The organism is 'Nostoc azollae' 0708, from assembly GCF_000196515.1.
Classification (GTDB): Bacteria; Cyanobacteriota; Cyanobacteriia; order Cyanobacteriales; family Nostocaceae; genus Trichormus_B; species Trichormus_B azollae.
This window is the reverse complement of record NC_014248.1, coordinates 2,980,001-2,993,148: the sequence shown is the minus strand read 5'-3', so window position 1 is coordinate 2,993,148 and position 13,148 is coordinate 2,980,001. Positions and strand designations below refer to the sequence as shown.

General features: G+C 38.1%; 11 protein-coding genes and 1 rRNA gene (1 of these 12 cut by a window edge). 5 read left to right on the top strand and 7 right to left on the bottom strand.

Features of this window, described 5'->3' with window-relative positions; all coding sequences use genetic code 11:
- The first annotated feature begins 17 nt into the window (after positions 1-17).
- Complete coding sequence (locus AAZO_RS13865) at positions 18-392, top strand: hypothetical protein (RefSeq protein ID WP_013191747.1); 375 nt, start codon at positions 18-20, stop codon at positions 390-392.
- Positions 393-568: 176 nt separating this feature from the next.
- Here the strand turns inward: AAZO_RS13865 and AAZO_RS13860 are convergent, their stop codons facing one another.
- The 5 genes from AAZO_RS13860 to AAZO_RS13840 form a co-directional block, all read right to left on the bottom strand.
- Positions 569-1,501, bottom strand: a complete 933-nt coding sequence (locus AAZO_RS13860; RefSeq protein WP_041643125.1) for an Npun_R2821/Npun_R2822 family protein — start codon at positions 1,499-1,501, stop codon at positions 569-571.
- A gap of 12 nt (positions 1,502-1,513) precedes the next feature.
- Positions 1,514-2,512 (bottom strand): Npun_R2821/Npun_R2822 family protein, encoded by a 999-nt coding sequence (locus AAZO_RS13855; protein WP_013191745.1) that lies wholly within the window; start codon positions 2,510-2,512, stop codon positions 1,514-1,516.
- Positions 2,513-2,544: 32 nt separating this feature from the next.
- A complete protein-coding gene (locus AAZO_RS13850) occupies positions 2,545-3,501 on the bottom strand; it encodes a glycosyltransferase family 10 domain-containing protein (RefSeq protein ID WP_013191744.1) in 957 nt (318 codons plus the stop codon).
- Between the two features lie 60 nt (positions 3,502-3,561).
- Positions 3,562-5,811 carry an ABC transporter ATP-binding protein gene (locus AAZO_RS13845; RefSeq protein ID WP_013191743.1) on the bottom strand — a complete coding sequence of 750 codons (2,250 nt, stop codon included), beginning with the start codon at positions 5,809-5,811 and terminating at the stop codon, positions 3,562-3,564.
- A gap of 76 nt (positions 5,812-5,887) precedes the next feature.
- On the bottom strand, positions 5,888-7,060 hold the full coding sequence (locus AAZO_RS13840) for a glycosyltransferase family 4 protein (protein WP_013191742.1): 1,173 nt from the start codon (positions 7,058-7,060) through the stop codon (positions 5,888-5,890).
- Between the two features lie 288 nt (positions 7,061-7,348).
- Here AAZO_RS13840 and gloB point away from each other — a divergent pair, with 288 nt between their 5' ends.
- From gloB to dnaB, 3 genes are all read left to right on the top strand, one after another.
- A complete protein-coding gene (gene gloB, locus AAZO_RS13835; RefSeq protein ID WP_013191741.1) occupies positions 7,349-8,122 on the top strand; it encodes a hydroxyacylglutathione hydrolase in 774 nt (257 codons plus the stop codon).
- A gap of 171 nt (positions 8,123-8,293) precedes the next feature.
- Entirely contained in the window at positions 8,294-8,752 is a 459-nt protein-coding gene (gene rplI / locus AAZO_RS13830) for a 50S ribosomal protein L9 (RefSeq protein WP_013191740.1), read from the top strand.
- A gap of 156 nt (positions 8,753-8,908) precedes the next feature.
- The gene (dnaB, locus tag AAZO_RS13825; RefSeq protein WP_013191739.1) at positions 8,909-10,717 is read left to right on the top strand and encodes a replicative DNA helicase; all 1,809 of its coding nucleotides are present in this window, start codon (positions 8,909-8,911) and stop codon (positions 10,715-10,717) included.
- Between the two features lie 67 nt (positions 10,718-10,784).
- On the opposite strand, the gene AAZO_RS13820 is transcribed toward dnaB, so the two are convergent.
- Together AAZO_RS13820 and AAZO_RS13815 are read right to left on the bottom strand one after the other, a co-directional pair.
- Positions 10,785-11,288: an FKBP-type peptidyl-prolyl cis-trans isomerase gene (locus tag AAZO_RS13820; RefSeq protein ID WP_013191738.1), complete on the bottom strand. Its 504-nt coding sequence runs from the start codon at positions 11,286-11,288 to the stop codon at positions 10,785-10,787.
- 109 nt (positions 11,289-11,397) lie between these two features.
- Positions 11,398-11,721: a phasin family protein gene (locus AAZO_RS13815; RefSeq protein ID WP_013191737.1), complete on the bottom strand. Its 324-nt coding sequence runs from the start codon at positions 11,719-11,721 to the stop codon at positions 11,398-11,400.
- Positions 11,722-12,248: 527 nt separating this feature from the next.
- Here AAZO_RS13815 and AAZO_RS13810 point away from each other — a divergent pair.
- Positions 12,249-13,148 (top strand): 16S ribosomal RNA (locus tag AAZO_RS13810); it runs 589 nt beyond the window's last position.

Below are 13,148 nucleotides of genomic sequence, written 5' to 3'. Positions count from 1 at the left end.
TAACAATTGGGATTTTCATGTACTATTACCCTCTGCAACCACCTTACATCTTACTTCTAGTGGGATTCCTCACAGCATTCACTTCTGGTTTAGCCTTATCTGGTACTTTGCAGGTAATTGTCCAGAAATGGTCAAGTGTTAACAAAGAACCTATAAAATCTAGTTCCTCTTTAAAACAATTGTTGGTGCCATTTATTGGCATTACAATAGGAGTTTGTTTATTTATGTCTTCTGGGTTAGAAATATTTGGCTTTCCCTTTCCTCTGGCTTTAGGTGTGGGTTTACCGCTGAGTTTGCTAACTTGTTTATTTGTTTGGTTGCAGTTGGGAAGTTTGCTGGAATTTGTCAGCAGTCGAGGAATGCAATCTCTCGATTTAGATTCTTATTCTTAAGCAGCAATTAATGCAGCAATTAATTTAGTCAAATTAATTACCATTTATGCAGGTGAAAATTAAGATTTTAGGAAGTGATTGTTATTTGATGACTTCCTAAGTTTACTACATTTTACTACATGTAGTAAAAGTTGAAATTCCTTGTAAGTCCATAACATAAATTTATTCCTGAATTCTCACGATTTGGGTTGAAGTTGGCGTAACTGATTTTTTATATGATCTAACGTTTGCTGCCATTTACTTTTCCGCACAGGTACCTGTATAGCTGTAGTTGGTAAGACTGGATTTAAATTACGATAATGTTCCCAAGTTTTCCAGTAGGGACAACCTGGTTCAATTCTAATACCAGCCCAGTGAAGATATTGTAAAGGTTGATTTACTGTCGGATCAAACAGGAGGTTTCCTTGATTTTGAAAATGAGGAGTTCCTGCCCAGTTTCCTGGTGCTTTACCTTCTCGACGCACAATATTAAAGCGGTGGGGAATTCGCTTTAATATCATATAGTTAATAATTGGTTGATCTGAAGTTTTTTCAGAAAAATCAAAATATTCTGTGTTCGCTGCACATTCACTAAGGATTTCATACAATTCCGTTTCGGAAATTAAGTTTTTCTTAGATCCCCAAAAACCACCGTTAAAAATTGCTTTGACTTCATATTCACTAAATACTTGATCTTCTATAACTTTGGGACTAAAAACATTTTTAATCCCTCCTAAGTGTTGGTAATCACAACAAATGAAATCGGCAGTTTTCAAATAGTTAAGATTATCAATGATTTTTTCAAAGACAACAATATCAGTGTCAATATACAAAAACTCATCAAATACTCCAAACCAGCAAGCTTGTTTACGAAATTGATTAGGACGCGCAAAAAACTGGCCTCCGAAAATTTCGTGTAATTTTTGGGAAAGACGGTCGATAATATCTAAGTCTTCATAGATTTTCACGCCATAATTTTGACTGAGAGTATCTGCAATATTGTAATAATTATCATCGTAAGGAATCATGACGATAGGGGTATCAGCATCATGCAATCGGATACTATTGAGTAGTGCGATCGCTTGGTCTGTTACTTTGTCATTAGCAATGATATAAATTCCCCTGTTTATGAGCATAATCCTCTATTGTTTAGCTAAACCTAACTTTTTTAAAATTCGCTTACCTAAACTGGGAGAAACATCATAAGGTTTAGGTTTAGTTATGAATTTCGGTTTTTTTTCTGGTGTATATAAATAGCGATAGTGCAAGAAAATATCCCGGTAAGGGAAATCTATATTTTCACCAGCACAAACTCGACTAAATAACTTGGAAGATAAACCTATATAATGCAAATAAGTGAGTCTGTTACCCTTATCATAGAGAATTTGATCTCTATTTTCAAAGTGCAGGGAACTTACCGAACAACCTGTTGCTTCTTTAGCAGGTAAGGTGCGGGCGAAATTATAGCTAGGAATGCCCAATCGCATTACCATATAATTGAGAATCGTTTGGTCAGGAGCCATATCATAGAGAACTTCTGCCTCTCCCTGACGCAAATAATTCAATAAAATATCTCGCTTTTGTTCAGGAAATATATCTTTTTTAGACCCATAAAAACCAGAACAAAAAATTTCTGTTTGCAATCGTTCTGGAGTGAATAGTTCCTTTAATTTAGTTGATGATACGCTGTAAACATGAGATACATCTTTAAATTGAAAATCATATACTACCCAATTAGTATGATTTAGCTGAGTAAAAATATGATCTAGGGGACTCATTAATAAAATATCAGCATCCATATAAACAAAGCGATCAAAAGGCGCATCAAAAGCACAATAACGGCGATGAGTTCCCACTCGGTGATATTTATTCGCGCCTATAGTTTGCCAATGTTGTTGGGCTGTGGGATGCTTATCCCAAATATCTTTAACAAATTTATCCCATTTTTGAATCGAATCTTGGTGATTGTAAAGTTTTACATGAGGACGGTGAGCAAGTTCAGCAGCAATTTTAGCTGTATTTTCATCATAAGGATAGATACATACAGGCATTGTTCGGCCATAAACCGCCTCTATGCTATTGAGTAGGGCAATGAGTTGGTCGTAAACATAATCATTAGCGAGGGTACAAATACCATTCATATATCAATTCTCAAAATGTATATCTAATGGAATTAAGAAAATTGGGTGACAAATTCTGATAGCCAGTTGAGTAAATTTAGTTTGTGTAAGATAACTTGTCTAGCTTCTGTGATCGCATCCTTGGCAGCATACCAAGCATCAGAGGTAGAAGTTATTTCCTGAATATAAGCGATGCCTTTTTCATCTAAACTGGGTAATCTTAAAAAACTACCTGGTGGTAATAGTTTATCTGCTGCTGATCCACCATAGTAAATTGGTAAACACCAAGCTAGTAAACTATCCCAAAGTTTCTCACTCACATACCAATCATTTTCAGCATAGTTTTCAATTGCTAGATTATAGTAGTATGGTGCCATGCCGTACCACTTATTACCAAGTTCTCCTGAAGTTTTTACCCATTTTTGTAAACCACGTCCATAAAAATCAATTTGCATACCGCTAGATTGTAAAAATTGCAAGAAATTCAAACGCTCGCGATGGTTAGCTGTGCGTTTAATTCCTGAAGTAATCCAACTACAGATAGCAATCTTTTCTGGAGATGGCATTTCATTTAAATCCTTAAACGAATTGGAATGATACCAAATCGCAGGCATATAATCTGGAGTGGGAGCAAAATTATCTGGTCCAGAAATATAGCCACAATAATTTTTTGCCTGTTGATAATTACGCTTATTCATTTCTACAATTTCATCTAAAGGTGGTTCTCTCAATAAATAAATAGTTCTTTCTTGCTTGACATCACGCAGTAATTTATAAATATTTAATTCTGGTTGTTTTTGCTTTTTTCGTAATCGATCTAACAAAGACAGTTGTTTTACAGATTGAGGAAAATCAAACTGATACATTAGTAAAAAATCAGGTTTTTCTGCTAGTGCTTGTATTTGCATATTACCCCAAGTCCCAAATGGATGAGGCGTTTGTTGCCATAGCCAGTCTGCTCTAGATTCCAGAGCCATATAGCTACTAATCATACCTACTTTTTTGATCATGTTTCTATAAGTTATTGTTAAATAAGATTAAATTAAGCTCTATTTTAAATAGATGGGATTTCATAGTTTAATACTATCTTCAAATTTTCGTAAATCTCCAAGGATATAGATAAAAGATTCATAAGCTCCTGTTAGTAATTGACTTTGAAACTCATCCTTGTTTATTACATTATTAGTAACTGTACGAAGGCAAACTAATGTAGGATTTAGACTAGATCGGAGTTCATCGAATATACATATTAACTTTTGATAATAGCCAGTAATCCTGCTATCATTCTGCTCGGCAATCACAACTAATTGTCCTTTAGTTTGTCGATTAATTACATCTTCAAAAAAATCGACAGTGTTAATAATTCTCCATACTGCTTTATAAGATTGTTCAAGTAATTCTTGACGTTCTTGAGCATCGTCTACAAGATCATGTATTACTAATAGTAGTAATCCGATTAATGAATTTAGTTCGGTCCGAATTTCATAAGATATGCGGATTAAGCTTTGGTTAGGCTTGCTGGAAGTATCAGTATTGTTAGGAAATTGCATTGAATACAGGTGAGCATAATAACCGCCTTTTTGAAGTAGTTCTTGATGATTGCCAACTTCTACTACTCTTCCTTGATCTAAGACGGCAATCTGATCAGCTTTGCAAACTGTGGAAAGTCGGTGAGCAATTACTAAGGTAGTGCGATCTCGACTCAGTTCATCAAGTGCACATTGTACCAACCGTTCGGAAACAGTGTCTAATGCGCTGGTAGCTTCGTCCAAAATCAGGATTTCGGGGTTTTGGAGCAGTGCGCGTGCGATCGCTAATCTTTGTTTTTGTCCACCGGATAACATCACACCACGATCGCCTATCACAGTATCAAATTGTTCAGGGAGTTTACTAATAAATTCATAGGCATTAGCCAGCTTTGCTACTTGGATAATTTCTGATTCTGTCGCTTCTGGCTTACAATAAGCTATGTTATTCCGCACCGAATCATTAAAAAGAAAAGTATCTTGACTAACAATTCCCATAATTTTCCGCACAGATACCAAATCAAAATCTCGCAAATCTATGCCATCGAAAGTAATACAACCACTTGTTGGATCGTAAAATCTTGCTAAAAGGTCTGCCAGTGTAGATTTACCGGCACCTGAACTACCAACTAATGCTAGAGTTGTACCACAGCGTAAATATAAATCGACTTCTTTAAGTACTTGCCTGTCATTGTTCGTATAGCCAAAAGAAATAGATTTAAAATGCACTCCCTCTTTTAATTTTTTGTAGGGAAGTTTGCCATTACCCATAAAGGGCTTATCATCTAGCCTTAAAAACTGACTCACCATATCTACACTGGCGGCAGTACTGGCAAAGTTACTGCGAAGACCATTTAGCTGAGAAACTAGTGGCAGCAATCGCAATAATACCAATAAATACGTCAGCAGTACTGTGGAAATTGACGTAACTTGTTCAGCAAATAAAGTTTTACTTAAGGTTACAATCAGCAGTAGACAAGCAATTCCTAGAACTTCACTTAATGGTGCAATTATTTGTGAATTTGCCTGATCTTGAAAATCTGCTTGCTCACGCATCTTAATTAATTTCTTTATGCGTTTATATTCTTTTCCCTCATTACCTGTTGACTTAAGTAATCTAATCCCATTTAAAACTTCCAGAACAGCTATTGAATAACCTTTAGACACTTCACTAAGTTGTTTTCCAGATTTTTTAGACCGATTAATGAAATACTGATTAACTAGGGTTACTAACAGCATTAAACTCGTTGCTGCAATGGTTAATTGCCAAGAAATTGACAACAATAAACCAATAAAGACTAGAATTGTAATTGATAGAGTAATTAACTTGACGCTGTTATTAATAACAGTAGATGCACGACTTATTTCTCCACCTAGACGGTTGATTAAATCGCCAATTTTTATCGTGGTGTAATAATCTACATCTACTTCTAATAACATACTAATTCCAGCTTCTCGCATGTCGGAGGTTATCATCCGGGTTAGAGAAATAGATGTTAATGAACCAGCATAAGTAGCTAAGTTTTTCAAAGTAATTATGGCTAAAATTGCCCCAGACATTACTCCAATCCTGTAACTTTCTGCTACACCATTAAACGGGTTGAGCATGAATCTTAAAATACCAGGAGCACCTTGTAAATCTACTGGTTGTCCCACTATTTTTAAAATCACTGGAACAATTATAGCTGTACTCACACCATTAAATAATGCTCCAGAAAATCCTAATGATATTGTTAGTAAAATCAACTTTGAATAAGGCTTAGAGAACCTTAGTAGTATCTTGCTGGTAGACATTGGAGTTTATTTCATGACAAGAAAGTTTTTCAAATGAAAAATAATTAATTGCCAATTAACTATCATTCAAAATTAATCACAACTTACTAATAACAGATTCTAGAATATTAGACATCGAGTTGATACTATATTTCTCTACACATCTTTCTCTAGCTTTAACTGCACGCTGATTAGCTGCATCTAAGTTTTGAAATATCAATTTTATTTTTTCGGCAATTTGTTCTGGTGACTCAGGATCAACTAAATAACCAGTTTCACCTAAAATTTCAGGAATATCTCCCACACGGGTCGCTAATATCGGTTTAGCCATTGCCATACCATCGGTTAATTTTAATGGAAATTGAGCTAAAGCGGCTGGTGTATTTTTCTGGGGAACAACCACAATATGTGCTGCTGCAACTATTTTAGGCATTTCTGTCGGTGGATACTTTGGTAGTTTTATAATCCAACGTCCCCACTTTGCTGAAAGTTGAGCATCATAATCATCATAAGGACTACCTCCCACAATTACTAGTTTTATATCTGGTTCATTGAGAAATTCAAGAGCTAATAATACATCTTCAACACCTTTATATAGTCTAGGAGCGCCCGGAAACATTAAAATTCTATATCCAGATAAACCATAGAAGATCCTACTTTTTTCTGGATTATAGTAATTGGGATTAAAAAGTTCTGTGTCTTTCCCATTAGGTAAATATGTACCACCAAATTTATCCTGTAAAAATTTAGTATGTATTGTAATAGTATTTGCTTTTTTGGTCATGCCTTCTACTATTCTTAAATAGAATGGATGATCTGGCTGTCTTAATGCTCCATCTGATTTAAAGATATCACGATAAAGTTCTTTAAAAGAGGCTTTATACTCCCATTTTTTACCTCCATACCAACTAAGTTCCCAATCATCTATATCTAAAATTATTGGTTGATTAGTTTTTAATTTTTGTAATAGTGCTAGACCAAAAGTTGTAGGCTTGGGTCTCATAGCATAAATAATATCACCATCAATTTTTTTTAAAAGCTGAGAAGCCGACATCAAGAATTTTGGATAACTATAGCCAATGAACTGATTGATCCTAATTTCTGATTGAGGAATTACAGTTGCTTCTTTACCAAAGAGAAATCCTAAAATTTCTACTTGATAATTAAGTTTTTGTAGGGATTGTGCTAACAGGAAGGAACGAACCGCTCCTCCTCCCCATCTTCCTGCTCCAGCACTAGATAGATCGCTCACAAGGATAGAAATTTTCAATTTGGATCTTTTCTCCTGCCACTTCAAATCTTTTGATATATTGGGAAACGTACTTCTAATTAGCTATAAATAGTTGGAGATTTTAATATAGTCTCTGTTTGCGGATACCATAAAACTTGTGTATGAGTAACTTTCTATACTATCAAAAGTATGATTTTATATTATCATACCAGCTATATTTTGATATTTACCTAAGAAGCTCAGTACTTGTTCGCGATGTTATATAAAATAAAGCGGGGTATAGGATATGTTTTACATTAATTACGTATAAACAACGGAGGTAAAGTAATGCAGGTTATCCGTCTGTCGGCACTTTCTGACAACTATATATTTCTGTTATATGATTCACAACAAGATATTGCTGTAGTGGTTGATCCGGCTGAGTCTGAACCAGTTTTAAAACACTTGCAGCAAATAAAAGCTAAGTTAGTAGCGATTTTTAATACACATCATCATGATGATCATGTAGGTGGAAATCAACAGCTAATACAGGAATTTCCTGAATTAAAGGTTTACGGTGGGATTGAGGATCAAGGTAGAATTCCTAGACAGCAGGTATTTTTGCAAGAAGGCGATCACGTCCCATTTGCTAATCGTACAGCAAAAGTGTTCTTTGTTCCCGGACATACTCGCGCTCATATCGCTTACTACTTTCCACCAGTAACAACAGGTGACACAGGAGAATTATTCTGTGGTGATACTCTATTTGCTGGTGGTTGTGGTCGTTTGTTTGAAGGGACACCAGCCCAAATGCTAGACTCCTTAAGTAAACTCCGGGCCTTACCTGACAATACCCGTATTTGGTGTGCCCACGAATATACTTTGAATAACTTGCGCTTCGCCTTGACTGTAGATGGAGATAACCCAGACTTAGGAAAGCGTTATAAAGAAGTAATAGCTATGCGTAAACGCCAAGAAGCTACAGTTCCTTCATTACTCGAAGTGGAAAAGCGTACAAATCCATTTCTGCGGTGGGATAAACCTTCACTACAATTATCTGCAAAAAGTAACGAAGCAGTACAAACATTTGCCTGGATTCGTAGTATGAAAGATAAATTTTAGTGATCACATCAGCATTGAGTGTCACCCTTCCCTATTGCGCTCGCTCCCCCTAATTAGCTACAATGTTTAGTCTTTGGGGTATAAGCAAACTCGCTTAAGGTCAAGCTACACTTTTGTAAGCTTTCCTGCTGACACCCAATTCAATGAGATTTTACAGGAAAAACAAAAACAATGGCTAAACAAGTGCAGTTAGTTTTAATAAAAGATGTCAGCAAGCTGGGTAAATCCGGCGACTTAGTAGATGTAGCACCAGGCTATGCTCGTAATTATCTAATTCCCCAGAGTTTAGCCACTCATGCTACACCTGGTATTCTCAGACAAGTAGAACGCCGTCGTGAACAAGAACGTCAACGCCAAGTAGAAGTTAGACAACAAGCACTAGAACAAAAAGCAGCCTTGGAAAAAGTCGGTAAATTGAAAATTGCCAAGCCAGTTGGTGAAAACGAAGCTATTTTCGGTACAGTCACAACCCAAGACGTAGCAGAAGCAATTCAAGCAGCCAGCAGTCAAGAAATCGATCGGCGTCGTATTACGATTCCTGATATTAACCAACTGGGTACATACAAAGCCCAAATCAAGCTCCACTCTGAAGTAACAGCAGAAATAAATATCGAAGTTGTTGCTAGTTAAGTTAGGTAACAGGTGACAGGTGACAGGTGACAGGGAAGAGGGAGATGGGGTGATAGAGAAAATAAAGCATAGTATCCCTTCTGCCTTTTGCCTTTTGCCTCCTAACCTGCAAGTTATGTTAGTATTTAAAACCTGCTTACCAATCCAAAATCGCTTATGGCTGAAGAACTTAGTTTTCAAGGAGATGGTAGCAACCGCCTACCACCCCAAAACATCGAAGTAGAAGAAGCTATATTGGGGGGTATTTTACTAGATCCAGAAGCTATCAGTCGAATACGCGATCGCCTAGTACTGGAAGCCTTTTATATTAATGCCCATAAAGATATCTATCAAGCTGCCCTCACCCTTCACGCCCAAAATAAACCCACAGACTTACTCTCCCTTACAAATTGGCTAACTGACAACGACAAACTAACCCGGATAGGTGGCAGAAATAAATTAGCCACATTAGTAGACCGCACAGTATCAGCAGTTAACATTGATGCCTTAGCAGGGTTAGTCATGGAAAAATACCTGCGACGACAATTAATTAAAGCTGGCAATGAAATTGTACAACTTGGTTACGAAACAGAAACTGAATTACCCATCGTCCTTGACCAAGCAGAACAAAAAGTTTTTGGCGTTACTCAAGAAAAACCCCAATCAGGATTAGTTCACATTTCTGATACCCTCATTAACGCCTTCCAAGAAGTTGAAAGACGACATGAAGGCATCGCTTTACCCGGTATTCCCTGCGGTTTTTATGATTTAGATGCCATGACCAGCGGGTTTCAGCGTTCTGATTTAATCATCGTCGCTGGCAGGCCATCAATGGGAAAAACAGCCTTCTGCCTTAACCTAGCTCATAATATTGCCGTTGGTTATAAACTACCCGTTGCAGTTTTCAGCTTAGAAATGTCCAAAGAACAACTAGTACAGCGACTACTTGCTAGTGAAGCACAAATTGAAAGCGGTTATTTGCGAAGTGGACGCATCAGCCAAACCCAATGGGAATCTTTAAGCCGTGCGATCAGTAATCTCTCAGAAATGCCGATTTTCATTGACGACACCGCCAATATTACAGTTACCCAAATGCGGAGTCAAGCCCGACGACTCCAAGCCGAACAGAATACAGAACTAGGATTAATAGTCATAGATTACTTGCAACTCATGGAAGGAGCAGGAGATAATCGCGTTCAAGAATTATCCAAAATAACCCGTTCTCTCAAAGGTTTAGCCCGTGAGTTGTCCGTTCCCATTATCGCCCTATCTCAGTTAAGCCGCGGTGTAGAAGCACGTACCAATAAACGCCCAATGTTATCAGATTTACGTGAATCTGGTTGTTTAACAGGTGATAGTCTAGTCAGATTGACAGCTAGAGGATTACAAGTACCAATGAAAGAATTAGTAGGTAAATCTGGCTTTCCAGTTTGGGCATTAAATGAAAAAACAATGAAGGTAGAAACAGCAATTGTGAGTAATGCCTTTTGCACAGGTATTAAACCCGTATTTACCTTAACAACTAGACTAGGAAAAAAAATTAGGGCAACAGCTAATCACAAATTCCTCACAATTCATGGTTGGAAGAAACTTGATGAATTAAATCCTCAACAACATCTGTGTTTACCAGTAGTTGCCAATATTGTTCAAACCAATAAGTTACTTGCCCTTCCCAACAGTCATGTATATTGGGATGAAATTGTATCAATCATACCAGATGGAGAAGAACAAGTCTTTGACTTAACAGTTCCTTATCTGCATAACTTTGTAGCCAATAATATCATCGTTCACAATTCCATTGAACAAGACGCAGATTTAGTAATCATGCTTTACCGTGACGAATATTACTCACCAGAGAGTCCAGATCGCGGAATAGCAGAAGTGATTATAGCTAAACACCGCAACGGACCGACCGGAACAGTCAAACTTTTATTTGATCCACAATTTACAAAATTTAAAAACCTAGCCAGACCAAATAACTATTAATTTAATTAAATATTGCAAATCGGGAATTGGGAATTCGTTTTTTTCCTAAATCCCAATTTCCGAATAACTACTTAATATCCAACAATTCCACATCAAAAATCAGTGTCGAGAATGGTGGAATCACACCACCAGATCCTCTAGGACCATAACCCAACTCCGAGGGAATAATCAACTGACGGCGCTCGCCTACTTTCATAGTACTAAGACCTTCATCCCAACCCTTAATTACCTGCCCTACACCAATTTTAAAGCTGAAGGGTTGGCCATGATCCCTTGAACTATCAAACTTAGTACCATCTTCTAAAGTACCAGTATAGTGAACCACAACCGTTTGTCCCCGTTCAGGAGTAACTAGTCCATCCCCTTTTTTTAACTCAATATACTTCAGTCCAGAGGAAGTAGTTACAACATTCTTTTCCGACATAATAATAGTATTGCTCGCTGTCAAAGTATTGTTCTCAACAATTGCAGTAGTCGCTACTGATGGTGTTTGAATCAACTTAGCCGCAACAGCAGTATCCTGTTTACTACCCATTTGCGTTAATACCAAAGCCACAACAGATAGCAGCATGAACACCACGCTCAGTAAAATTCCTTTCAAAATCAGCCCTCCCTATATAAGTAGCTTAGTAATCAGATTACCGATAGGACAAAAACCAGTTTAAATCACAATCAATATCCTAACGCCAAAGCTTATTTTCCAAATTGCGCAGCTCACGTTCTAAACGATCAATTCTACCCCGCAATTCATCCACTTCTGACTGACGAGCCACCCCCAGATCCTGCATCATATTTCGCATCTGTCGTTGCATTTGTAGTTCCCAATTACCTTGCTCGGACTTTAACTGCTGCACAATATCATTCATAAGCACTTTGGCTTGCTCAGGATTGAGCTTACCATCCTTGACAAGTTCATCACTGACTTGTCTTAGTTTCTCCGCTACCAAAGAAGTTGTGCCAATACCCAGCATCATAAGCTGTTCCAACCAATTATTGCTATCCATACTTCCTTCCTGTTAATTCTTTCTCGTTAATGAATCTAGACTCCTGAATCCACCTTATAAGATCATGTTGAAAGCTTAGTGATTCTAGCTTACAGATATATTTTGGCAAATTTGGCAACATAAAAAATCAAAGGTTCGCAAGAAAGGTAAAACCTCAGACAAGACACATCACACCCAGCCCAAAACAACATATAAATCTGTAATTTACCGAAACATATTAAGGATAATCAAACTCTATAATTGAGATGTCATTACCTGTTGTACAAGGATTAAAGCCTATTTTGCGGTTCATTCACTCAACCCCGACCAAAAAAAGTTTAAAGAACTGCTTGACAAAAAAGAGAAAGAGTTGGTATATTAATAGAGGTGAAGGGCAAGCGCCTCAACTACTGAACCGAGAAAAGATAATACTTTGAAAGAATAGAGACGACCATTACTCCTCAAGAGATTTGAGATTTAAGAATCCTGGAAAGACAAGTAGAGGATTCAGATACTCGAAAAAAATAGAGCTAAAAAACAAACTTACCAAAACGGAGAGTTTGATCCTGGCTCAGGATGAACGCTGGCGGTATGCTTAACACATGCAAGTCGAACGAAGTTCTTAGGAACTTAGTGGCGGACGGGTGAGTAACGCGTGAGAATTTGGCTTTAGGTCGGGGACAACCACTGGAAACGGTGGCTAATACCGGATATGCCGAGAGGTGAAAGATTTATTGCCTGAAGATAAGCTCGCGTCTGATTAGCTAGTTGGTGGGGTAAGAGCCTACCAAGGCGACGATCAGTAGCTGGTCTGAGAGGATGATCAGCCACACTGGGACTGAGACACGGCCCAGACTCCTACGGGAGGCAGCAGTGGGGAATTTTCCGCAATGGGCGAAAGCCTGACGGAGCAATACCGCGTGAGGGAGGAAGGCTCTTGGGTCGTAAACCTCTTTTCTCAGGGAAGAAAAAAATGACGGTACCTGAGGAATAAGCATCGGCTAACTCCGTGCCAGCAGCCGCGGTAATACGGAGGATGCAAGCGTTATCCGGAATGATTGGGCGTAAAGGGTCCGTAGGTGGTACTGTAAGTCTGCTGTTAAAGAGCAAGGCTCAACCTTGTAAAAGCAGTGGAAACTACAGAACTAGAGTGCGTTCGGGGCAGAAGGAATTCCTGGTGTAGCGGTGAAATGCGTAGATATCAGGAAGAACACCGGTGGCGAAAGCGTTCTGCTAGGCCGCAACTGACACTGAGGGACGAAAGCTAGGGGAGCGAATGGGATTAGATACCCCAGTAGTCCTAGCCGTAAACGATGGATACTAGGCGTGGCTTGTATCGACCCGAGCCGTGCCGGAGCTAACGCGTTAAGTATCCCGCCTGGGGAGTACGCACGCAAGTGTGAAACTCAAAGGAATTGACGGGGGCCCGCACAAGCGGTGGAGTATGT